Annotated in this window: 19 protein-coding genes; 12 read left to right on the top strand and 7 right to left on the bottom strand. The window is 65.1% G+C overall.

Annotated elements, in window-relative coordinates; all coding sequences use genetic code 11:
• Nucleotides 1-176: 176 nt before the first annotated feature.
• Nucleotides 177-1751, bottom strand: coding sequence for a sensor histidine kinase (locus BST28156_RS05800; RefSeq protein WP_174901666.1), 1575 nt, complete (start codon nt 1749-1751; stop codon nt 177-179).
• Between the two features lie 898 nt (nt 1752-2649).
• Here BST28156_RS05800 and BST28156_RS05795 point away from each other — a divergent pair.
• The 3 genes from BST28156_RS05795 (at nt 2650) to BST28156_RS05785 (ending at nt 4568) form a co-directional block, all read left to right on the top strand.
• Complete coding sequence (locus tag BST28156_RS05795) at nt 2650-3120, top strand: 2,4'-dihydroxyacetophenone dioxygenase family protein (protein WP_174901665.1); 471 nt, start codon at nt 2650-2652, stop codon at nt 3118-3120.
• A gap of 102 nt (nt 3121-3222) precedes the next feature.
• Complete coding sequence (locus BST28156_RS05790; RefSeq protein ID WP_174901664.1) at nt 3223-3705, top strand: cysteine hydrolase family protein; 483 nt, start codon at nt 3223-3225, stop codon at nt 3703-3705.
• Nucleotides 3706-3911: 206 nt separating this feature from the next.
• Entirely contained in the window at nt 3912-4568 is a 657-nt protein-coding gene (locus BST28156_RS05785; protein ID WP_060242914.1) for a hypothetical protein, read from the top strand.
• A gap of 36 nt (nt 4569-4604) precedes the next feature.
• On the opposite strand, the gene BST28156_RS05780 is transcribed toward BST28156_RS05785, so the two are convergent.
• Both BST28156_RS05780 and glyA read right to left on the bottom strand, forming a co-directional pair.
• Complete coding sequence (locus tag BST28156_RS05780) at nt 4605-5477, bottom strand: hypothetical protein (RefSeq protein ID WP_174901663.1); 873 nt, start codon at nt 5475-5477, stop codon at nt 4605-4607.
• A 381-nt stretch (nt 5478-5858) separates the two neighbouring features.
• Entirely contained in the window at nt 5859-7106 is a 1248-nt protein-coding gene (gene glyA, locus BST28156_RS05775; RefSeq protein WP_174901662.1) for a serine hydroxymethyltransferase, read from the bottom strand.
• Nucleotides 7107-7314: 208 nt separating this feature from the next.
• Between glyA and glaH the strand changes: the two genes are divergently transcribed.
• Nucleotides 7315-8580, top strand: coding sequence for a glutarate dioxygenase GlaH (gene glaH / locus BST28156_RS05770; protein ID WP_254596347.1), 1266 nt, complete (start codon nt 7315-7317; stop codon nt 8578-8580).
• Between the two features lie 64 nt (nt 8581-8644).
• Here glaH and BST28156_RS05765 read toward each other — a convergent pair whose 3' ends face one another.
• Nucleotides 8645-9544: a LysR substrate-binding domain-containing protein gene (locus BST28156_RS05765; protein WP_174901661.1), complete on the bottom strand. Its 900-nt coding sequence runs from the start codon at nt 9542-9544 to the stop codon at nt 8645-8647.
• Between the two features lie 280 nt (nt 9545-9824).
• On the opposite strand from BST28156_RS05765, the gene capB reads away from it, so the two are divergent.
• The 4 genes from capB to BST28156_RS05745 all read left to right on the top strand — a co-directional run bounded on the left by capB (nt 9825) and on the right by BST28156_RS05745 (nt 16439).
• The gene (capB, locus tag BST28156_RS05760) at nt 9825-11591 is read left to right on the top strand and encodes a caprolactamase subunit beta (RefSeq protein WP_174901660.1); all 1767 of its coding nucleotides are present in this window, start codon (nt 9825-9827) and stop codon (nt 11589-11591) included.
• A 9-nt stretch (nt 11592-11600) separates the two neighbouring features.
• A complete protein-coding gene (gene capA, locus BST28156_RS05755; RefSeq protein ID WP_174901659.1) occupies nt 11601-13700 on the top strand; it encodes a caprolactamase subunit alpha in 2100 nt (699 codons plus the stop codon).
• A 123-nt stretch (nt 13701-13823) separates the two neighbouring features.
• Nucleotides 13824-15182: a purine-cytosine permease family protein gene (locus BST28156_RS05750; RefSeq protein WP_060244752.1), complete on the top strand. Its 1359-nt coding sequence runs from the start codon at nt 13824-13826 to the stop codon at nt 15180-15182.
• Nucleotides 15183-15305: 123 nt separating this feature from the next.
• Nucleotides 15306-16439: a porin gene (locus BST28156_RS05745; protein WP_060244765.1), complete on the top strand. Its 1134-nt coding sequence runs from the start codon at nt 15306-15308 to the stop codon at nt 16437-16439.
• A gap of 39 nt (nt 16440-16478) precedes the next feature.
• On the opposite strand, the gene BST28156_RS05740 is transcribed toward BST28156_RS05745, so the two are convergent.
• From BST28156_RS05740 to BST28156_RS05730, 3 genes are all read right to left on the bottom strand, one after another.
• A complete protein-coding gene (locus BST28156_RS05740; RefSeq protein WP_254596346.1) occupies nt 16479-17870 on the bottom strand; it encodes an aminotransferase-like domain-containing protein in 1392 nt (463 codons plus the stop codon).
• A 230-nt stretch (nt 17871-18100) separates the two neighbouring features.
• A complete protein-coding gene (locus BST28156_RS05735) occupies nt 18101-19099 on the bottom strand; it encodes an AraC family transcriptional regulator (protein ID WP_174901657.1) in 999 nt (332 codons plus the stop codon).
• A 153-nt stretch (nt 19100-19252) separates the two neighbouring features.
• The gene (locus BST28156_RS05730; protein WP_174901656.1) at nt 19253-19999 is read right to left on the bottom strand and encodes a TetR/AcrR family transcriptional regulator; all 747 of its coding nucleotides are present in this window, start codon (nt 19997-19999) and stop codon (nt 19253-19255) included.
• A gap of 176 nt (nt 20000-20175) precedes the next feature.
• Between BST28156_RS05730 and BST28156_RS05725 the strand changes: the two genes are divergently transcribed.
• The 4 genes from BST28156_RS05725 to BST28156_RS05710 form a co-directional block, all read left to right on the top strand.
• Nucleotides 20176-21714 (top strand): bifunctional 3-(3-hydroxy-phenyl)propionate/3-hydroxycinnamic acid hydroxylase, encoded by a 1539-nt coding sequence (locus tag BST28156_RS05725; protein ID WP_174901655.1) that lies wholly within the window; start codon nt 20176-20178, stop codon nt 21712-21714.
• Nucleotides 21715-21758: 44 nt separating this feature from the next.
• The gene (locus tag BST28156_RS05720) at nt 21759-22661 is read left to right on the top strand and encodes a VOC family protein (RefSeq protein ID WP_174901654.1); all 903 of its coding nucleotides are present in this window, start codon (nt 21759-21761) and stop codon (nt 22659-22661) included.
• A gap of 76 nt (nt 22662-22737) precedes the next feature.
• The gene (locus BST28156_RS05715) at nt 22738-23583 is read left to right on the top strand and encodes an alpha/beta fold hydrolase (protein ID WP_174901653.1); all 846 of its coding nucleotides are present in this window, start codon (nt 22738-22740) and stop codon (nt 23581-23583) included.
• Nucleotides 23584-23723: 140 nt separating this feature from the next.
• Nucleotides 23724-24064: 2-keto-4-pentenoate hydratase (locus BST28156_RS05710; protein ID WP_367651221.1), on the top strand; the 341-nt coding region annotated here is incomplete at its 3' end.

Here is a 24064-nt window from a genome sequence, read left to right as displayed (position 1 = left end):
GATCGTGCGTGGACCATCGGACGACAACGGTCCGTCGGAAAAGTGGCCGGCGGCTCATCGTCGTTGACGGAGACCGGAATTCGACAGAGAACCGACTCAAGCGGCCATCGACCTTGCCACCGCAGTCCGGGACACGGCCTCGTGCGATGGATGGGTGAAGCCGCGCTGCCCGTGCATCACGCCGAAACGTTGATCGACGAACTGCCCGGTAACGTCAAGACGAACGTGCAGCCCTCGCCCGGGCGAGTGTGCAGTTCGATGTTGCCGCCATATCGCTTGGCGATCGTTTTCACGAAGGCCAGTCCGAGACCGGCGCCGGCTGGGTAGCGAGGCGGTTCGACCGGCAGGCGTTGAAATGGCTCGAACAGACGTTCCCGGGCTTCTGCGGAAATGCCGGGCCCGCGGTCGGAAACGGAAATGGCATATCCGTGCTCAACGCAGTACAGACGCACGGTTACCGTGGCATCCGCCGGACCGAACTTGATCGCATTGCTCACGAGATTAACGACCGCGCGCACCAGCAGGAAGGGTTCCACCCACGCGACGCAGACTTCATCGCCAATGTCCACGTCGATTCGGATACCGCGTGCTTGAGCCGGTGCCCACAATTCGTCGATCGCATCGAGCACCACGCTGCCGATATCCGTTTCCACCAGGGACCAGATCGGCGCTTCGGCGCGCGCCAGCAGAACGAAGTCGTCGGCCAACGCCAGCGTTCGGCGCGCGTACGCGGCAATTCGGTCGAGCAGGCCCTGGATGGACGGGCCCGGTTCAGCCGCTCGCTGAAGATCGATCAACGCGAGAATCGACGACTGAGGCGAGCGCATATCGTGCGAAATGAAGTGCAGCCACGCTTCCCGCCGACGCTCCGCGAGACGGATCTTTGTCACGTCGAGCACGAAGCCGATCGTTCGCTTGGTCCTGCCGTTTTCATTCCGAGGACAGGCCGTGGACTGAACCCATCGGATCTCGCCATCGGGTTGAACGACGCGGTACTCGATTCGATGATCCGTGTCGGATGCCGTGAATTCCTCCGCGGTCCGGGCGACTTCAACGGCCATATCAGCATCGTCCGGATGAATGAAGCGGCGAAACTGGTCGATCGAGGTAATCGGATGGTCGGGAGCGAGGCCCATGATTCGATACCAGTTCTCGTCACACTGCAGTGTGTCCGATTCGATGTCGTAGTCCCAGATTCCAAGTCCTCCGACACGGGCCGCGATAGCCAGTCGCTCTTCGCTGCGCCGAAGCAAGTCAAGCGCGACGCGTTCGCGCGTGACGTCCCTCGAAACGCACAGAATGGCTGTCGTTTTTCCATCGGTGTCCAGTATCGGCGTCAGCATATTGTCCCAATATTGGGTATCGCGCCCGGCGCGCTCACTGCGCCCCGGAAACCTGCCGAATGCGCCGTTCCTCGCAGATTCAAGCGCGACATTACCCTCGGGCCGGACGTCTTCGGGCAGTAGTGGTAGCCACGGCATACCGAATCCCGAGTCTTCATCGATACCTAATGCCTGGCATCCGGCGCGGTTCATGTGCAGCAAATTGCCTGTCGGCGAAATCAGTTTGATGCAATCGATGCTGACATTAAGCATGTCTGACTGTATCGACGTGTGACTCTTCAGCTCGATTTCCCTGGCCTTCAGATTATGGATATTCGTGCATGTGCAAAGCCATCCAGTACCGACTCGATGAAGATTGACGATGAACCACTGGTCGACACCGCGGGAGCCCACCAGTCGGCACTCCATCGTTTCATGTTCCGATCCGGATTGCGCGGCGCGCAGTGTCGATAGCGCGGTGTATCGGTGCTCCGCATGGAGCAGCTCTGTCCATTGGAGCCGATATAGCGTGTCGATGGAGCGATTTGCGTAGGCAAGCCACGCGTCGTTGATGCCGACGACCTCTCCGTTCCTGTCGAAATGGCATGCCGGTGTCTGAAGGGCGTTTATCAGACTGGCGATTCCAAGACAATCCGGGCCTGCGAGGCGAGATTTGTCTGGTGAAACAGCGGGAGATTCCGTTTTCGAGTGTGCGGGGGGGCGAACGATCCTGGCCGTCTATGCCGGACGTGCAATAAGTTTCATTTTCAAAACGAAATCCATTCATTTCAATTACGTTCCATGCATTGGCGACACGTTTTTCAGAATGTCAGACATCAAATAAAGCATCAATGGGCAGACGGAAATATGAGTTTGAATCGTAGCAGTGCATATTATTTTCCATGCTGGAATGGAGAAGGGGCGCCGAGTGGAATTCGGTCCCGATTGAATGTCTCGCCAGACATAGTGTCGGCGTGAGGTGTTGGATTAAAAAGCCATCGTGTCGAATGACGTGGCGAATCTGCCGCTGTCGCTGCGTCGAGCGCGTGCTGTGAAGCCAGTTGTGCATCACAACGCGTCGACGAACCGGATGGCGTCCCGGGCGCGCGACACGCCCGCACTGTCCCGATACGACTACGCAATGTCCCGTTTCGACAAGGGCAGCGCACGCCGGAACGTCCATCATCGGCGAACCGGGTGCACGAAGCCTCGTGTCCCGCGAGCGGGATGAAGGGCGCACACGCATCCCCGAAAGACATCAAGCATGCCGCACGGCCCGATCGAATCGGCGAAACGGCGGCGCGGCGCACACCGAGGAGATGACGGAATGTTCTATGAAAATGTGGCGACGGAATGCATCGACGACGCGTCGATGCCCTGGATACCGATGTCGGCCGACTTGCCGGACGTGAAGGTGAAGTATTTCAAGCTCGACCCGACGCGCGGCGAGATTATCGTGCTGCTGAAGTCGCCGGCGCACGCGCAGTTGCCGAAACATCACCATACCGGGACGGTCATCGTCTATACGCTGTCGGGTCGCTGGAAATACGTGGAGCACGACTGGGTCGCCGGCCCCGGCAGCCTCGTATTCGAAACCGCGGCGTCGCGCCACACGCCGCAGGCGCTGCCCGGCGACGAAATCGTGACGTTGAACATCGTGCAGGGCGAGCTGATCTACCTCGACGACCAGGATCGCATCATCTCGACCCAGAACTGGTCGTCGGCGCTGCAGCACTATCTGTCGTATTGCGCCGGCAACGGGATCACGCCGAAGGACATCACCGCGTTCGGCGCGTGATCGGCACGGCAGCGCGGCCCCGATGCAGCGGCATTCAAGACCGACTATGATACGGAGCCGCTATCGGCTATGCGGGCACCCTGCGTGCCGGCGTGATCGAACATGAAACAGGCTCTGCTGATCGTCGACGTCCAACCCTGCTTTTCTCCGCCATCGTGGCTGGTGGACGGCATCCGCGCGTGGGTGGGCGCGATTCCCACCGTGGCGACCGTCGAGCGGCACGACGAGCGACGCGTCCCGTTCCGGCGGCAACTGGGCTGGGCGCCGGGGCCGGCGGACGACAGCCTCGTCGCGGCCGACCGGGTCTTCATCAAGCACGGATACGCGCCGTCGGCCGACACGATCGACTATCTGACGCAGCTCGACGTCGAACGCGTGCTGGTCTGCGGCATCCAGACGGATACCTGCGTGCTGGCCGCCGGGTTCGCGCTGTTCGACGGGGGGTTGACGCCGACGCTGGTCGAGGATCTGACGGTCGGGTCGTCGCTCGATCGGTCGGGCGCGCTCGGCGTGAAGCTGTGGCGGCATCATTTCCGGCACGTCGTTCGATCCGCGCAGATTCTCCATCCATCGACGTCGACCTGAACACCCGCACGATACGGTCCATGGTGACGATCAAGTTCACGATCGCGAGGCGATTTAGCCGCGTCCGAATATTTCCTGACAGAATACGGTCACATTTGCGAGAAATCGCATTCGCTGAAACCCGCCCGGGTTTCCGTGCCGATACGCGGTGGACATTCCGCCGCCCCCACATCGCGACAAAGATCGAACGAAAGAGGAAATTTGCAATGAGTAGAACGGACAAGTCGGCGAAGGCTCGCGCGGCGCTCGACCAGTTGTTTTCGGATGTGCCGGCCGCCGGCGGCAGCGACGGCGCGCGTCCGGGCGACCCGTTCGCACCCGCGTCCACCGATGCCGGCGTTCGCGCGGGACTCGAGGTCACCGTGTCGACCCGGATTCAACTGCGCGGCTATCCGAACGCCGACGCGTTCATGAAACGGATGGCCGAAGCATGGGGGCTGACGTGGGGCGCGTACGACAATGTGCAGGCCGCCGCGACGCTGCCCTTCGGCTGGCGAGTGCGCCGCTCGCCGGGCGTCACGCAGATCGTCGATGCGCGCGACGTGCTGCGCGCGGAGAGCAGCCTGCAGGGCGGCGACCTGTCCTATCTGAAAGTTCAGCCGCGGTACTACATCGATGCGCGCAAGGGCTTCGGCTGGGGCAAGTCGTCGAGGGCGTCCGACGATCCCGATCTCGACGGCCCGGACTGGCGCTGTCTCGTGATCGACCGGGAGACCTCCGCTGAAGTGCATGAAATGACCAGTTCGCCATCCAGGGCCGACCTGGACAATGCGCGTGCGGAATTGCTGAAGTGGCTCGACGCGCACTATCCGCGTCATCGCGATCCGTTTGCGTACTGGACGGATTGCGAAGGGGGCGCATGATCCGGATGGCGAGTCGAATCCCCGTCGGGATCCGGCTCAACGGGTCGGCATGAGGCGGCGGCGAATCGCGCCTTTCATCACCGGCACGCCGATCTGCAGCAGTTTGCGGACACCGTCATCGCGCCCGACCTTGTCGGTCGCGCTGTCGGTCATGATCTTCATGATGTCGGCCGGATAAAACTCGGTGAAGAGCGCATTGGCGCCGAATTGTCCGAACACATGATGCAGGAACGAACCGACCGGCGGCCCGATCTTCTTGAACAGCCCCATTTTCACGAGCCGGTTGTTCCACAGGTGCAGCGTGTAGGAATCGGCGCACAGCGCCGCGCACTCGTCGAAATGTTCGGGCAGGAAAACCTTGTAGTAGTCGTCGTAATGCACCGGGTAGAAAAAATTCCGGGGCAGTCCTGCTTCGATTCCGTATATTTTCGTCAGCAGCAGCGGACCGGTTTCGCCCCACTGAATCGGGGTGCCCTTCATCGCCTCGATACGGCGAATCGTGTCGTGCAGGCGCGGATCGTCGGAATCCAGTCGAAGTATCGCGTTGCAGATTTTTATCGGATCTTCGCGGCCGATCAGGTTGCGCGTGTCGCCGAGGTCGAAGTCGCGCAGCAGCAGGATATCGGTGTCGACCCAGATTTCGTCCGTCTTCGTAAACATCATGAAGCGGAAATAGTCGGTGAAATGCGCCATCGACGGGACGCCATTGACCGGGAAGTCGTTCAACGTGTCGCGGGAGGTAATCGTGCTCGCATCCTTGGCGACGATGCCCTTGGGCAGATTCCTGATTTCTTCGTAGCTGTAGAGGCTCATTTCGTTGCCGTACGCAGCAAAGGAATTCAGGCAGGCGGTTTCATAGGGCGATAATTCCGGGCCATGCCAGAACGATGCAAATTTTACTGGGTTCATGATCTTTCCTGCTGCAGAATGCCGATAATCGATTCGGCATGCAGATTAACCATTCATTGTCGGCCAATCTGCGGAGACTCCGTGGGGGCAGGATATCCTTTCACGGCTCCCCTTCATTTTTTGTTCGGTAGATCACCGACGGAGGAATGAGTCGGGGCGCGATCCGATTCAAAACGCCGAAGCGGGGAAATATGCCGCGACCGGTGATTTCTTCCATCGACGACCGAATGCGAAGCGGAATCCATGCTGTTCGCGCGGGGAAGATGCCGGCATGACGCGAGGGTTCGACGGCGGCATGCCGAGCCGCCGTCCGTTCGAGATAACGCAGCGTTTCGCACCATGCGACGACCGGGGCCGGCCCCGATCCTCGGCTCGGCGCGATCAGCGATAGACCGGAAAACGCTGGGTCAGCTCGGCGACCTGCGCCCGCACGCGCTCGATCGTCGCGGCGTCTTCCGGATGCTCGAGCACGTCGGCGATCAGGTTGCCGACCTGCTCGGCTTCCGCCGGGCCGAAGCCGCGCGTCGTCATCGCCGGCGAACCCAGACGGATCCCGCTCGTCACGAACGGCTTTTCCGGATCGTTCGGGATCGCGTTCTTGTTCACCGTGATGTGCGCCGCGCCCAGTGCCGCTTCCGCCGCCTTGCCGGTGATATTCTTCGCCCGCAGGTCCACCAGCATCACGTGGCTTTCGGTGCGCCCCGACACGATCCGCAGGCCGCGCTTGACCAGCGTCTCGGCCAGCACGCGCGCGTTCTCGACCACCTTCTGCTGGTATGCCTTGAACTCCGGCGACAGCGCTTCCTTGAACGCCACCGCCTTCGCCGCGATCACGTGCATCAGCGGGCCGCCCTGGATCCCCGGGAAGATCGCCGAGTTGATCGGCTTCTCGTACTCGGCCTTCATCAGGATCACGCCGCCGCGCGGGCCGCGCAGGCTCTTGTGCGTCGTCGTCGTCACGAAGTCGGCGTGCGGCACCGGGTTCGGATACACGCCCGCGGCGATCAGGCCCGCGTAATGCGCCATGTCGACCATCAGGTACGCGCCGACCGACTTCGCGATCTTCGCCAGACGCTCGAAATCGATCTTCAGCGCGAACGCCGACGCGCCCGCGACGATCAGCTTCGGCTTGTGCTCGTTGGCCAGCTTCTCGGCCGCGTCGTAGTCGATGTCCTCGTTCTCGTTCAGCCCGTAGCTGACGACGTTGAACCACTTGCCCGACATGTTCACCGGCGAGCCGTGCGTGAGGTGACCGCCGTGCGCGAGGCTCATGCCCATGATCGTGTCGCCCGGCTTGAGCATCGCGAAGAACACGCCCTGGTTCGCCTGCGAGCCCGAGTTCGGCTGCACGTTCGCGGCTTCCGCGCCGAACAGCTGCTTCACGCGGTCGATCGCGAGCTGCTCGACGACGTCGACGTACTCGCAGCCGCCGTAGTAGCGCTTGCCCGGATAGCCTTCCGCGTACTTGTTCGTGAGTTGCGAACCCTGTGCGGCCATCACGGCCGGGCTCGTGTAGTTTTCCGACGCAATCAGCTCGATGTGATCTTCCTGGCGGCGGTTTTCCTGCTGAATCGCGGCGAAAACTTCGGGGTCCACGTTTTCGACGGTGCTGGTGGCGCGATTGAACATGTCGTATTCCAAAGCAGATTGAGAAGCGGCCTGACGGATATCGTCCGACAGGGCAGGTGTGCGTTTTTTCTGACGAATGCAGCGGAAAGGCCGACCGATCGAATCGGCGGACCGAGCGAAGCAGTGTCGCCCGGCGTCATTTGAAAAGACCGGCCGTTTTTTCGCTAGAACGATTGCGACAAACCGGTAGAACGCCGTCGGTTTTGCGATGGCGCATACGGACAGGAAAATGTCCGGGATGCGTAGGCATGCCTCGGGCTGGCGGCGGATCGGGACGCGGCCGCGTGCGTTGCGTCGTACCGGAGTGCAGGCCATTCCCGACGTGCGCGCGTACCGCGTCGGGTTCGAACGCGGCCCGGCGAACCCGCGTGGTCGCGAATACACCGGTCGCGGAACCGGTTCCTGTCATGCCGCGAATCCGTCTTCCGGAGAATTCAGATTTTCTGAATTAAATCGTGCCCGGCCTACGTTGAGCCCCTGCCGAGCCCGCTCATACAATCGTCTCCACGATCAGGAGAAGGAGAACGACATGAAAGGAACACGGTTTGAAATCATTAGTCATCCGACCTATATGGGTGCGCCGGAACACTTCACGGTCGGACAGAATCCGCATCATGAACGGATCCGCCACATCGAAATCGACGGCGACCTGCTGCGCCGATTCTTTGCCGAGACCCGGCATGTGGACAGCCAGAATCTCGAATACGTGCCGTATATGCGATTCGTTGTCGCGAGCACGCTCGAGGCCCTGGTGGGCGACACATTCCGCGCGACCCTGCGGGCGATTCTTCGGGATCGCGCGACGGGCGGCTTCACCGTCGGCGTGCAGGGTGTGACCGATCGAGCCGACGATTACGTGAAGTTCGGCACGGCGATCGCGCACCTCGTGGGGCCGGCGAATCACGACGCGATGTCAGGCACCTACTACGCACGCTTCGTGGTCAAGCATACCGACGACAGCGATTCGTATCTGCGCCAGGCGTACCGCCTGTTCACGCTGCACACGGACGGCACGTTCGTCGACGAGCCGACGGACTGGCTGCTGATGATGAAGTTCGGCGAGCACAACGCGACCGGCGGCGAATCGCGCCTGCTGCATCTGGATGACTGGGAGCAACTGCACACGTTCAGCATGCATCCGCTGGCCGCGTACAAGTTTACGTACCAATCGCCGCCGAGCAAGAACGTCGCGCAGCGGGTCGAGCGCCGCACCTTCTTCACGGTCGACGGCAAGCCGGGCATCTGCTTCATCGACCAGTTCGTGCGGCCGGAGTCGATCGAGCAGGCGCGCTACCTGCATGAGCTGTCGGAATCGATGGAGTCGTCGCGCGGCACGGCCGCGATTCCGCTGCCGACGGGCGACCTCGTGATGCTGAACAACCTGTTCTGGCTGCACGGCCGCGCGCCGTTCCACCCGCATCCGAACCTGCATCGCGAACTGATGCGTATTCGCGGCGAATTCGCGTCATTGTGACGCGTGTACGGCCGGTAAATGGCCGGACGATTTCGCGATCGCCGATGGCGGAATCGTCCGGCTCTCAGTCCGCGCGCGTACCGCCCAGTTCGAGCGCGACGTTCCGCAGGCTCGACACGAACGGCGACGCGTCGTGCCGCCTGAACACCAGATACAGCGCCGCATCGTCCTGCACGTCGGTCAGCGCGCGGAATACGAGGCCCGGCAGCGGGAGCGCGCCGATGCTCTGCGGCACCACGGCGACGCCGTGACCCGCGCCGACATGCACGAGCGCGGTGATGAAGTCCTTCGTCGGAAACTCGATGTTCGGGATGAACCCCGCGACGCGGCCGATTTCGAGCAGATGCCGTGCGAACCCGATCTCCTTGCCGAACTGCGGCGCGGTGAAGCGCTCGTTCGCGAGATCGACCGCGCGCAACGATTCGCGCGCCGCAAGCGGATGGCCGGCCGGCAGCGCGACGACGAGCGTTTCGCGCAACAGCAGGATCCGGTCCGTCTCGTCGCGATGTCCGGCATGCGTGCGCACGATGCACGCATCGAGATCGCGTTGCTGCAGCAAGCGGATTTGCGCGGGACTGTCGAGCAGGTGCAGCCGCGTGCTGACCTGCGGATACTGCTCGCCGTGCCGCGCCAGCAGGCGCTGGACGATGCCGGCATACGCGGCGGACGCGACATAGCCGACCTCGAGCGCGCCGATCTGGCCGCGCCCGGCCATCATCGCGACGCGCCGCGCGTTCTCGGCTGCGGCCAGCGTGCGCTTCGCCTCGTCGAGAAACAACGTGCCCGCAGCGCATAGCGATACCGAACGCTTGGTGCGATCGAGCAGCCGGACGCCGAGTTCGCGTTCGAGAGACTGGATCTGCATGCTGAGCGCGGACGGCGCGATGTCGAGCGCTTCGGCTGCATTGCCGAAATGCAGTTGCTCGGCGAGCGTGACGAAGTAGCGAAGCTGCCTCAAGTCCATGGCGACGAATCGGATGCGTGAGCGGGATGGGGGACGCGGGACGCGTCGGCATGCATCATACCGGCGCCGCGCGGACCGGCGATATGCGTGTTTGCGATGTATTGCTCGCGCGGGCAGTACATCGCGACGCGTGTATGGCTCAGGCAGGCAACACAGCACCCGGGCCGGCTCGTCGCGCTGTGCATTGTCCGGTCAATTTTGCGTTCTTAACCTGCGTGTCATCGATCCGGCCGGCAGCCGGTCGACCCCGACGCTTCATGCGGAACCACAGGAGAACGTAATGTCACGAGATGTCGATCCGATTACCTTGGCGGTCGTACGCGGCGTGCTGGAGACCACGCAGCGCGAGATGACGATGACGCTGGAGAAGACGGCGCGGTCGAGCGTGTTCAACGTCGCACACGACTACAGCAACGCCATCTTCAACGGCCGTCCCGAGATGATCCTGCAAGGCCAGGACATTCCGATTCACCTCGGCGGCCTGATCCCTGCGATGAAGGCCGTCGCAGGCTTCTTCGGCAGCGACATTCACGACGGCGACATCATCTACCACAACGACCCCGTATACAAAGGCAGCCACATCGTCGATTGCTGCATGTACAAGCCGGTGTTCTACCGCGGCGAACTGGTCTTCTGGACCGTCTGCAAAGGGCACGTCACCGACATCGGCGGGCCGGTTCCGGCGGGCTACAACCCCGATGCGCGCGAGATCTACGCGGAAGGGCTGCGCATTCCGCCGGTCAAGCTGTGGGAGAAGGGCGTCGAGCGTTACGACGTCGTCAACTTCATGCTGAGCAACATGCGCTCGCGGCGCGACCAGGAGGGCGACCTGAAGGCGCAGCTCGGCGCGGTGAACGTCGGCGCGCGCAATCTGATCGCGCTGCTCGACAAGTACGGGGTCGACACGGTGCGCGATTGCGTCGACGAACTGATGGACATGGCCGACCGTCACATGCGCCACATCATCCGTGCGGTGCCCGACGGCGTCTATCGGGCAAGCGCGACGCTCGAGGATGCAGGGCACGGCTACGGCGAGATCGAGATCGAGGCGACCGTCACGATCGATGCCGATACCTGCCACATCGCGATCGAGAGCCCGCCGCAGATTCCGTACTTCATCAACTCGTACGAAGGTAACTCGATTTCCGGCGTGTACCTCGGCCTGATGATGTTCGCGCAGCTCGACCCGCCGTACAACGAGGGACTGTATCGCTGCGTGAGCGTCGATCTCGGCCCGAAAGGCACGCTGTGCAACGCCGCCGAGCCGGCGCCGCACGTGAACTGCACGACCACGCCGATGGAGACGCTCGCCGACGCGGTGCGCCTCGCGCTCGAACAGGCGCAGGGCGAACGTGCGGTCGGGTCGTGGGGGCATTCGAGCGGCGTCAACATTGCGGGCCACGACCAGCGTACCGACGACGAATACGTGACGATGGTGCTCGCGTCGCTCGTTTCGGGCGCGGGCGCGACACGCTACATGGACGGCTGGCATGCGTGCGGGCCGCAATGCTGCTTCGGCGCGCTGTACTCCGGCGACATCGAGACGCTCGAATACTCGTATCCGATCCTGATCCATCGCTACGCGCTCGTCGAGGACAGCGCGGGCGCGGGCGAATTCCGCGGTGGCAGCGGCACGGTGTGGGAAGTCGAGCCGATCGGCCACGAGATGACCGTCGTCAGCTTCGGCGAGGGACGCAAGCTGCCGGCGCTCGGCGCGAACGGCGCGGTCAGTGCGATGCCGGAACGCAAGCTCGGGCGTGTCGAGCTGAAACGCCACGGGAAAGTAACGGACACGTATCGCGACAACGCGGTGATCACCGTGCGCGACGGCTATTCGCTCGCGACCTACAACCCGGGCGGCGGCGGCTGGGGTTCGCCGCTGCGGCGCGATCCGGAAAGGGTACGCGCCGATGTCCGCAACGGCATCGTGTCAATCGATGCCGCCCGCACCGAATACGGCGTCGTGATCGACCCCGAAAGCCTGCGCGTCGACTCATCGGCAACCCGGGCGCTGCGTTCCGATCGCCTGTCATCCCAACATCAATAAGGAATGGAAATGAACAGCAAGCACTACCGGCTCGGCGTGGACGCGGGCGGCACCTTTACCGATTTCGTACTCGCGGACGGCCACGGCCGGATGCGGCTTTTCAAGGCGACGTCGACGCCGGAAGACGGCACGCGCGCGATCGCCGACGGGCTCGGCCAGATCGCCGAGGCGCTCGGCAAGCCGGTGCACGAGATTTTGTCGAACCTCGATCTGTGCGTGAACGGCACGACGGTCGCGCTGAACGCGCTGATCCAGCACAAGGGCGTCAGGACCGGCCTGATCTGCACGGCGGGGCACGAGGATTCGCTCGAGATCCGTCTGGGCCACAAGGAGGAGGGGCATCGCTACGACGCGCGGTATCCGGCCGCGACGATGCTCGTCGAACGCCATCTGCGCCGGCCGGTGCGCGAACGCGTGCTGGCCGACGGCACGATTCATACGCCGCTGAACGAGGACGACGTGCGCGAGGCGTGCGCGCTGTTCCGCGCGCAGGGCGTCGAAGCGGTCGCGATCTCGTTCCTGTGGTCGGTCGCGAACGGCGGGCACGAGCGGCGCGCGGCGGAGATCGTTCGCGAGATGCTGCCGGACGTCTACGTGTCGGTCGGTCTCGAGGTGTTTCCGCAGATGCGCGAATACACGCGTACGTCGACCACGGTCGTCAACGCGTATCTCGGGCCGGTGCTGGCGCGCTACGTGAGCCGGATCGAGAATTTCTATCTCGAGAACGGCGTGACGTCGCCGGTGCGCTTCTATCAGTCGAACGGCGGGATGGCGTCGCCGAAGGCGATGGCGTCGCGTGCGGTAAGCGCGATCAACTCGGGGCCGGCGTCCGCGCCGCAGGCCGCACGCTTCGTCGCGCAGCCGTTCGGATACCGGAATCTCATCACGGTCGACATGGGCGGCACGTCGTTCGACATCACGCTGACCAAGGACGGCGTGACAAACGTCAACAAGGACATCGACTTCCTGCGTTACCGGATCGGCACGCCGATGATCCAGGTGGAGACGCTCGGCGCGGGCGGCGGGTCGATCGCGTGGATCGATCCGACGGGCCTGCTGAAGGTCGGCCCGCAAAGCGCGGGCGCGACGCCGGGGCCCGCATGCTACATGCGCGGCGGCACGGAGCCGACCGTGACCGATGCGAACGTCGCGCTCGGCTATCTCGACCCGGTGTCGCTGCTCGGCGGGCGCGTCATGATCGACGGGAACGCGTCGCGGCAGGCGATCGGCACGAAGATCGCCGAGCCGCTCGGGCTGTCGGTCGGCAAGGCCGCGTACGGCATTTACAACATCGTCAACATCAACATGATCAACGGGATCCGCCGCGTGTCGATCGAACGCGGCTACGATCCGCGCGACTTCGTGCTGATCGCGGCCGGCGGCGCGACGTCGCTGCATATCGCCGCGCTCGCGCGCGAAATCGGCGTGCGCACGGTGCTGGTGCCGAAGCTCGCGTCGGGACTCTGCGCCTTCGGGCAACTGCTGTCCGACGTCAAATACAACTACATGGCCGCGTGTCCGATGCGCGTCGACGAACACGCGAACCTCGGCCGCGTGCAACAGCAGTTCGAGCGGCTCGAGGCGGAAGCGATTGCCGCGCTGGAGAAGGAGGGGTTCACGCGCGAGCGAATCCGCATCGAACGGCAGCTCGACATGCGCTATTGCGGGCAGGTGCACGAGTGTTCGGTCACGATCGGTGCGATGCAGGTGGGCGCGGACACGATCGGCACGATCCGCGCCCTGTTCGACGCGCGCCACGAGGCGCTTTACACGTACGCGGAGCCCGACAGCCCGGTCGAGCTCGTCAACCTCGAGAGCACCGTGTACGGACTGCTCGACCAGCCGCCGCCGCAGTCGATCGAGGCCGGCATCGGCGACACCGAAATCGCCGTGAAGGCGCGGCGCGACATGATCTTCGGCAGCGGGCAGCACATCGAGACGGTGTCGGCGCCCGTGTACGACGGCACGCGACTCGGCGCCGACGACGTCGTCGACGGGCCGGCCGTGATCGAGGAGGTGACCACGTCGATCGTGCTGCCGCCGCAGTGGCGGGCGCGGCTCGACGCGACGGGCGTCTATGTGCTGACGGACACGTCGGGCGGATCCTGACACGCGCGCACCGGACGGCGGCCCGACGGGCCACCGTCCGGCGCTTGCGCCGGCACGGCCCCGATGCCATCGAAGCCCGGCCCGCCAGGCCGATTCATTTGTCTTATTTATTCAGGAAACCATATGGAACTCAGGAAAAGCGAAGGCGTCCCGGACCCCGGCTATGCGACGACCGCCGTTCCGGCCGACGCGCGCATGTCGAAAGGCGCGCTGACGATGGCGTGGTGGGCGATCTGCAGCGCGATGTTCTGGCTGGTGGTGTCGGCCACGCTCGCAATCAACTTCGGCACGGTCAATACGCTGATCGGTCTCGTGCTGTCGGTGTCCGTCTACAGCGTCGTCAACCGCGTGATCGTGCGTTATGCGATTTCCAACGGCCTGTCGGTCGCACTGTTCTCGCGCGTCGTGTTCGGCCGCTTTGGCGCGTCGCTCGCGACGCTGATCTTCTTCGCGACGGCGATCTATTACGCGCTGTTCGAAGGCTCGGTCATCGCGATTGCGATCAATGCGTACTTCCCGACGGTGTCGCTGCATGCCGCGTACCTGATCGTCGTCGTGTACAGCGTGCTGCTGGTGTTCGGCAGCGTGCAGACCTGGCTCGACAAGTTCAACGGCGTGCTGCTGCCGTTCTATCTGATCGGCCTTGCGGCGGCGGTCGTCGCCGCGCTGTCGAGCGATACGGGCGGCACCGCGTGGCTGCATCTCGGGCCGGCGGGCGGCCCGCCGGCATATGGCTGGTGGCACTGCTTCACTGCGTTCATGGGCGTCTGGATCCTGATGATGTACACGTGGGACTACGCGCGCTTCGGCCGGTCCGAGGATGCGCGCTATCACGCGAACGTCAATTTCGGCTGGGCGTTCTACGCGTTCACGTTTGTCGTCAACGGCGTGGCCGGCATCTTCCTGGCCAGCACGGTTGCTGCGCACGGCGCGCTGAGCGAAGTATCGGTCGTACTGGCGCTGCTGAAGCTGATGGGGTTCGGCGGACTGCTGTTCGTCTGGGTGAGTCAGACGCGCATCAATACCGCGAACTTCTACCTCGCATCGACCAACATGCATGCGTTCGTCGCGAGTGCATTCGGGTTGCGCTGGCCGAAGTTCGTGTGGTCGATCGTCGTCGGCGCGATCGTGTACGGGCTGATGCTCACCGACGTTTTCGGCTTCATCCTGCAGGCGCTCGCGTACCAGGGAATTTTTGTGGTCGCATGGGTGGCCATCGCGGTCACGCATATCGTGTCGCCGCACTACGGCGCGATTTTTGGCGGCGACATCGAGTACCGGACGGAGCGCGTGGTCGCCTTCAATCCGTGCGGGCTGATCGCATGGTTCGCGGCAGCGGCGCTCGGCATCGTACTGCTCGAGGCCGGCGGCACACTTGCGACGTTCTCCGCGCCGGCGGCAGCGCTCGGCGCGGCGCTGATCTATCGCGCGGCGCTGTCGGTGGCCGGAAAACGGACGTTCGTCCGCGATGTCGCGTACTGAATGCGCGTTCGCGGTCCGCATGACAGGTCGCGCGCCGCACCGTTCGACCGCGGCGCCGAACCGATGCGCAATCCCCTTTCCGCTCCGGACGGAGCGATTCGATCGACGATCAGGAGGAACATGATGAAGAAAATTGCAGCGGCGGGCGTGTCGCTCGTATTGTTGTCGGCAGGCGCGTACGCGCAGAGCAGCGTCACGCTTTACGGGATCGTCGATCTGGGCGTCGACTATGCGAACAATGTCGCGAATGCGACGAACGGCAGCGCGGTGCCGGGCAGCGGCGGCAGGCTGTTCCAGATGCAGAGCGGCGTACCGCTCGGCAGCCGCTGGGGGCTGCTGGGCAGCGAGGACCTCGGTGGCGGGCTGCGCGCGGTGTTCCGGCTCGAGAGCGGCTTCGATGCGGCGACCGGTTCGTCCGGCGGGCTTGCGTTTTCACGCAATGCATATGTCGGGATCGCATCCGAGCGTTTCGGGACGCTGACGTTCGGCCGGCAGTGGGATGCGAACGTCGACCTGCTGGAGCCGTTCACGCTGAACGGCCAGTACGGCGGCTGGTATTTCGCGCACCCGAACGACATGGACAATCTCGACAACGGGTTCTCGGTGCCGAATGCGATCAAGTACGTGAGCCCGACGATCGCCGGCGTGACGGTCGAAGGCCACTACTCGCCGGGCGGTCGTGCCGGACAGTTTTCGACCGACTCGACTTTCAGTGCGGCGGTTGCCTACAGGGGCGGCGCATTCAGCGCGGGCGTCGGCTATCTGCAGGTCAACGATCCCGCGACCGCCGTGGCCGGCTATGCGTCGGGCGGCGGCTACGCGAACGCCGTATACGGCGACGCGCTTGCGGCCGCGCGCAGCCAGCGCGTCATTGCCGCCGGCGCCGCGTATGCGGTCGGCGCGTTCAAGGTGTCGGCCGATTTTTCGAACACGGTGTTTCGCCCGGCGGCCGGCGGCGGCAACCTGTCGTTCCAGAACTACGAGGTGTCGGGAACCTGGCAGGCGACGGGCGCGTTGCTGTTCGGTGCGGGCTTCACGTTCACGGTCGGGCATGACGATGCGGCCGGCAAGTCGCCTCGCTATCAGCAGCTGAACCTGATCGCGCAATATGCGTTGTCGAAGCGCACGTCGGTCTATGCAATGGTGGCCGGGCAGAACGCGTCCGGCGATGCGCCGGTCGCGCAGATCGCGGGGTTCAATCCGTCGAACACGACGCGTCAGGTCGTGGGCCGGGCGGGGATTACCCACCAGTTCTGATGGCGCGACGGCATGCGTCTCGCGCGCATGCCGTCGCGTTCACGCTTTCGCGAGGAATTCGAACAACGCGTCGGCGTCGCAATACCCGACGTTGAACCGCAGCCACGGCGTCGTCGTCTCGTCATGCGTGAACAGATGCCCCGGCGCGAGATAGATGTCCTTGTCGAGCGCGAGGCTCGACAGCGTTCTCGCGTCGTCATGACCGGGGTGGCGCGCCCACACGAAGGTCCCCTCCGGCACATCGTTGAACAGGATCATGCCCGACTGCGTCAGCCGCTGCCGCGCGCGGGCCTGCGCGAGCGACAGCTGTTCACGCAGCGATTTCAGATGTTTGCGGTGCCGGCCGTCGGTCAGCACCTGGTAGACGAAGCGCTCGCCGATCTCCGAGCTCGTCAGGCCCGTCGCCATTTTCAGTTGCGTGAGATCCTCGACGAGATCCGGATGCGCGGCGATGTAGCCGACGCGCAGGCTCGGCGAAACGGTCTTCGAGAAGCTGCCGATATAGATGACGCGCTCGAGCTGGTCCAGGCTGGCGAACGGCCGCCGCGACTGCGTGTCGAGATCCGCGCAGACATCGTCCTCGACGATCAGGAAGTCGTGCCGCGACGCAAGCTGCAGGATCTTGTGCGCGATCGCGGCCGAGCACGAGACGCCGGTCGGATTGTGCAGGCGCGGGTTCGTGAAATAGGCCTTCGGCCGGTGCTGCTCCAGCAGCCGCGCGAACACGGCGAGGTCGGGGCCGGCCGGCGTCAGCGGCACGCCGACGATCTCGACGCCGAGCCGCTTCAGATGCGTGAACAGCAGGCTGTAGCCGGGCGAATCGACGAACACGGTCTCGCCCGGCTTGATCAGGTGCTGGATCAGCAGGCTCAGCGCATGCGCGGCGCCGTGCGTCATCAGCAGCTGGTCGGGCGGGCAATAGACTTCCTGCTGGTTGAGCCAGTCGGAGATCTTCCAGCGCAGCGGCAGATACCCCTTCGGCATCCCGTAGCCGCCGATCGACGCCAGCGCATGCACGGCCATGTTGCGCATCGCGCGGCGCAGCCCTTCGTCGTCGAGCCAGCGCGACGGCAGCCATCCGCAGCCGGGGTTGATCTCGACGTGATGGCTTTGCCAGATCCGGTTGAGCATCCACAACGAATCGAACGATTTGGCGTCGTGCTCGGCGGCTTCCGGGCTCAGATACGCGGCATGCTGGAAGCTGCGGACGAAGAAGCCCGAGTTCTGGCGCGGCACGAGGCAGCCTTCGGCCACGAGGCGATCGTATGCGTCGACCACGGTCGATACGCTGACGCCGTGCGATTCCGCGAAGCTGCGGATCGAAGGCACCTTCATCCCGGATTGCAGCTTGCCGTCCGAGATCAGCGTGTGGAAGTGATCGACGATCTTCTGGGTCAGCGATCGCGACGCGTCGTGAGTCAGGGATAACACGAGGCCACTCCTTTCGGTCTTGCGGGGCGCCCGATCGCCCACCCCGGCGGGTCGCGAATCGTCCGACGGACGACGGTGTCCGCGTGCGCCTGCCCGCCGTCGGCGAGCCGTCTCCATGCGGTCACTGTACAAAGCGGAAAAAAATCGTTCTTGACCGTCGGCGTACAAAACCTTGGACGTCTGCGGCCTGGGGCGGAGCGGCGGGAACAGGCGGGCGCGTCGCGTACCCGTTACGCGACTGGCGACGCGGGCGCCTCGTATCGAACGGGCGCGACGCCCGTTTCGCGGCGGAACACGCGGCTGAAATGCGCCGGATCGGAAAAGCCGACGATGAATGCGATCTGCGTGACGCTCAGGCCGTTTTGCCTGCGCTCTCCGAGCAGGCGTTTCGCTTCCAGCAGGCGCCGCTGCCGGATAAGCGATGTGACGGTTTCGTGCCGATCGGCCAGAATCCTCTGAAGATAGCGCTCGGAAACGCCGATGGCGCGCGCAATGTCGGCCGGCTGCAGCGTCGCGAGCGTGAAGCGTTCCTCGATACAGCGCAGCGCGCGCTGCCGGTGCGCGCCTCGCACCGACGATTCGCCGCTTTCGGTGTCCGCACCGATCAGCGCCATCACGAGCAGGTCGAGCAGGTGCTGCTCGATCCTGCGCTGGGCGTCGGGCGGCAACGCGAGCGCATGCCTGAAGTACGACGTCGCGAAGTCGAGGAACAGCGGCGTGCAGGGCTGCGCGCCGGCGCAGGTGCTCGCGACCTGGTCGTCGAGACCCGGCAGCCGCTGGCGCAGCGCGCGGCTCGGAATGCGCAGCGTGCGTACGGTATTCGGCCGGAGCGTCGTGAACACATAAGGTTCCGCGCCGTTGACGATCGTGAAGTCGCCGGGCTGCACGCAGTTTTCCCGGCCGCGCTGCCGGATCTGCACGGGTTCGAGCTGCGGAATCTCGACGACGTAGAACTCCTGTTCGTCGGCGGCGGTCAACGACCGGTGCCGTTCGGCGGTCATCGGATCACATTGCAGCGTGCACGCGCGGATGCCGCCGATGTCGACGCGCTCGATCACGCCGGAACGGAAGTCCGGCCCGACCTTGATGTCGAGCGGGAAGTACGCGAGCCGCAAGATGTCGGACCAGTCGCGCGCATTGCGAGACACGTGCCCGGCCGCCGCGGATTCGAAGCGGAAGGCCGATGCGGGCTCGAGCCGTGCCGTGGACGGGGGAAAGGGGGTCGACATGCGGGCATACCTCGACGAAATCGACGCTCGCACCGCGCAACGCGGGAGGCCGGGCCACACGCCGTTCGGGGCGCGATACGCTCGCGAGTTGCCGCGACTGTACCGCGCCGATAAGTGGCGCACAACACGGGTTGTTCGGGAGGCGCGCGCCTGTCAGCCCCGACGCGCGCGCGCCTTGTCCTGCGCCGGCGCGGCCGGCTTCGCGCTTTTCGTCGCACGCTTGCGCGCCGGCGCCGGCGCCGGCGCCGCGCTTGCGTTGCGCAGCGCTTCGGCGTGCGCTTCGCCCATCGAGCCGAGCGCGTCGGTCAGCTGTGACATATACGTCGTCATCGAGTAATCGTCGCGGGACTGCAGCGACACGAACGCGCCGTCGAACCCGGCCATCCCGAAGTGCGCGAACCGGTCTGCGACTGCCGCCGCGATCGCTTCGCCTTCGGTGCTGAACGCTGCACGAATCATCTGCCGCATGTAGTCGCGGCCCTCGTTGCGAACGGTCGCGACGATTTCCATCGCCTCGGGCGCGTCGGTGGCCTCGCTGGTCATGACCATCACCATCAGCAGGCGCAGGAAGTTCTCGCGATGCACGAAGACTTCGCCGGTGCGCTGCAGATACCAGCCGAGCCGTTCGCGGGGCGTCCCGCTTTGCGGCGGATCGCGGTGCGCGTCGCGCATCGCCTCGAAGAAGCCGTGCGCGCCCTGCGCCATCACCTCCGCCAGCAGCCCCGCTTTCGATCCGAAGTGGTGGTAGATCGCGCTTTTCGGAATGCCGGTCGCCTCGACCAGCGCCGACATCGACGTGCCGGCATACCCGTACGCGGACATCACGCGCGACGCCGCGTCGAGGATCTCCTGGCGCGACTGCTGGCCGCGCCGGTTGCCGGTGGATTGGGAATTTTTCATGGCCGAAGTATACCGTTCCCCATTTATGGACCGATCGGTCCAATACTCGTATTCCCTAGTTTTTAGTTTTGGACCTATCGGTACAATTCCGTCGCATCGATGGCGGGTTCGCGACGACGCGGCACACGCCGGGCGACCGATCCGCCGGACAGCGGATGAGAGACAGGAGACAACGAATGACCCAGCACTACGATGCGGACGTCGCGATCGTCGGCTATGGCCCGACCGGCGTGATCGCCGCGCTTGCATTGGCGAAGCACGGCATTTCCACCCTTGCGTTCGAGCGTCACCGTGACATCTATCCGCGCGCGCGGGCAGTGACCGTCAATGACTGGACGATGCGCATCTTCCAGAACCTCGGCGTCGACGAGCCGGTGCTCAAGCAGATCGACCCGCAGCGCGCGCTGCGCTGGATGCGTTACGACGGCACCGAGATCCTGCGCATCGAGCACCCGCCGTCGACGCTCGGCATCAAGCCGCGTTTCTTCAACATCTACCAGCCGACGATGGAAGCGACGCTGCGCGAATGCGCGGCCGCGCACGGCGAGCGCATCGACGTGCGCTACGGCAGCGACGTGGTGGCGCTCGAACAGGACGAAGGCGGCGTCACGGTGACCGCGAAGGACGCGACGACCGGCGAGCTGAGCAGCGTGCGCGTGCGTTACGTGATCGGTTGCGACGGCGGCAGCAGCGCGACGCGCGGCATGATCGGCGTGAAGCTGCTGGGCGACACGCTCGACGTGCAGTGGATCGTGATCGACTGCCGCGTGAAGCGCTGGTGGCCCGACCGCAACCTGCTGACCTTCTGGTCCGACAAGGAACGGCCGGTGGTCGACATTGCGCTGTCCGGCGGCAATCACCGCTGGGAGCTGCCGCTCAAGCCGGGCGAAACCGAGGCCGATTTCAGCACGAACGAGCAGGTGTGGCCGCTGCTCGAAGCGCTCGGCGTCAGCGAGGACGATGTCGAGATCCATCAGCACGCGTTCTACCGGCACCACACGCGGATGGCGGACCGGTGGCGCGTCGGGCGCGTGTTCCTGGCGGGCGACGCGGCGCACCTGATGCCGCCGTGGGCCGGTGCGGGGATGCAGACCGGCATGCGCGACGCATTCGATCTCGGCTGGAAGCTCGCGGGCGTGCTCAACGGCAGATTGCCCGCGCACTTCCTCGATACGTACGAGACGGAGCGCCGCCCGAACGCCAGCTTCTACACCGACCTCGCGGTGCAGTTGGGCCGCATCATCAAGCAGGAACTGAGCGACGAGGAGCAGGCCGCGCTCAACGCACCGCCGGCGCCGGATGCGCCGGAAGCGCCGCTGATCGCACCGCCGGTGCTGGCCGCCGGCTGGCTGCGCGGCCCGCTCGGCGAAGGCAGCATCGTCGGCCGCATGGTGCCGCAGCCGGTGGTCGGCGACAACCGCGGCGTGATGGCGCGCCTCGACGAGCTGCTCGGCGACGGCTTCGCGCTGCTCGGCGACGACGTCGATCCGGCCTCGCTGCTGACGCCGCAGGAAAAGGCCGCATGGGACAGGCTCGGCGCGCGCTATATCGCGCTGCGTCAGCAGGACCAGCGCACGCAGGGCCACGACGAACTGATCGATCTGGATGGCGTGCTGCGTCCGTGGCTGCGCAAGTACGGCGTGCGGGCAGTCGCGCTGCGGCCCGACCGCTTCGTCGCGGCCGCGGACGTCAGCGGCCTCGCGGTGCCCGCGTGAGTGCGGGCGCGTCGCCGGACGAAACAACGAAGGAGATTTCACGAATGAGCACTGTGACCGAACTCGGTTACGTCGGCATCGAGGCGAGCGATCTCGCCGAATGGGAGCGATTCGGTGTCGAGCTGCTGGGCATGCAGCGCGCGAGCCGGACCGATACGTCGCTGAGCCTGCGCATGGACGGCAAGGCGCACCGCTGGATCGTCGAGGCCGGCAGCGCCGACGATCTCGCGTTCACCGGCTACGGTTGCGAGAGCGACGCCGATCTCGACGCGATCGTCGCGCGGCTGCGGGCGGCCGGCACCGAGGTCGACGAAGGCGGCGCGGCGCTGGCCGCCGCGCGCAAGGTGCGGCGCATCGCTGTCACCGCCGACCCGCTCGGCAACCGCGTCGAGCTGTACGTGGGGCTGGCCGACGCGGACACGCCGTTCGCGTCGGACCGGCTGGTATCGGGCTTCGTCACCGGCGCGGGCGGCGCCGGCCATCAGGTGCTGATGGAGCGCGGGATGGACCGGCAGGTGCTGGTCGACTGGTACGGGCTGCTCGGCTTCCGGATCACCGACGTGATCGATCAGCAACTGGCGCCCGGCATCGTCGCGAGCGTGACCTTCATGCGCTGCAACGGGCGTCACCACACGGTCGCGCTCGCCAACATGCCGTTTCCGAAGCGGATGCATCACTTCATGGTCGAGGTCGCCGACATGAACGACGTGGGCCTCGCATACGACCGCTGCATGGACGCGAAGCAGCGCTTCGAGATGACGCTCGGCCTGCACCCGAACGACCGCATGTTCAGCTTCTACGTCCGCACGCCGTCGGACTTCAACGTCGAGGTCGGCTGGGGCGGCCTGATGATCGACGACGCAACCTGGCAGGTCCAGCATCTGGACCGGCTCAGTACCTGGGGGCACCGTCCGCCGCACGTCGTGGCCGACCTGCTGCGGCCGTGACGGCGGCAAACGCCGGGCACCGCCTTCCTGCGCGATGCACTACCGCATCCGCGATTTTTGAACGAGGACCGAAATCATGGCACTGACTCAGGCTGGAACGAGCCGTACCGTCAAGACGCGCGACTGGCAACTGCACTATCAGGAGGCCGGCGCCGGGCATCCGCTGATCCTGCTGCACGGCAGCGGCCCGGGCGCAACGGGCTGGAGCAACTTCTCCGGCAACATCGAAGCGCTGTCGAAGCAGTTCCACGTGTATGCGGTCGACATGCCGGGCTGGGGGCAGTCGGATGCGGCGACGGTCGAGCAGCTCGATCACGTCGACGCGGCGATCCAGTTCATGGATGCGCTCGGCATCGACAAGGCCGCGTTCGTCGGCAACTCGATGGGCGGGCAGACGTCGCTGCGCCTCGCGACCGAGCATCCCGACCGCATCACGCACCTCGTGACGATGGGCCCGCCGGTCGGGCGCATGCCGACGCTGTTCGGCGCGGGCGACGGGCCGTCCGAGGGGCTCAAGGTGCTGATTCAGGCGTATCGGGACCCGAGCGCGGAGAACATGCGCCGGCTGGTGGAGATCATGGTGTACGACAAGGCGCGCTTCGCGACGCCCGAGCTGTGCGAAGCGCGTTCGAACGCCGCACAGGCGCGTCCCGAGCATCTGCGCAACTACGTCGCGGGACTGCCGAAGGGTGCGCCGCTGCCGAAGTGGGTGAAGCCCGAACTGCTGCCCGCGATCGAGGTGCCGACGCTGCTGATCCACGGCCGCGACGACCGCGTGGTGTCGTACGAGACTTCGCTGTTCCTGCTCGCGAATATCCCGAATTCGCGTCTGGTGTTGCTCAATCGCTGCGGGCACTGGGCGATGATCGAGCACCCGGAAGAGTTCAACCGGCTGGTCGCCGATTTCGTCGCGAACAATTGACGAATGGAGCGCGCGTGCCGGTGCGGGTTTCCCGTGCCGGCACGCGCCGGTCCGACGGACGGTCGGGCGCAACGCGGGCCGCAGGCACGGCCATGTCGTTCGCATCACGAATTGACCCAATAACCGAAACGGAGGCCGCGATGACGGACCCGAATACCGTGCGTGAGCTGGCGGCGCGACTGCGCGAAGCCGAGGCGTCGCGCCGGACCATCGAACCGGTGCGCGGCACGATCGCACTGGACGACATGGCTACTGCGTACGCCGTACAGCAGGCCAACGTCGACGCGCGCGTCGCCGCCGGCGAGCGCATCGTCGGCCGCAAGATCGGCCTGACGTCGCGCGCGGTGCAGCAGCAGCTGGGCGTCGACCAGCCCGACTTCGGCGCGCTGTTCGCATCGATGGCATACGGCGACAGCGAGCCGATCCCGCTGTCGACGCTGATCCAGCCGAAGGTCGAGGCCGAGATCGCGCTGGTGCTCGA

The sequence above is a fragment of the Burkholderia pseudomultivorans genome (assembly GCF_902499075.1).
Taxonomy (GTDB): Bacteria; Pseudomonadota; Gammaproteobacteria; order Burkholderiales; family Burkholderiaceae; genus Burkholderia; species Burkholderia pseudomultivorans.
This window is presented reverse-complemented; position numbering and strand designations above follow the sequence as displayed.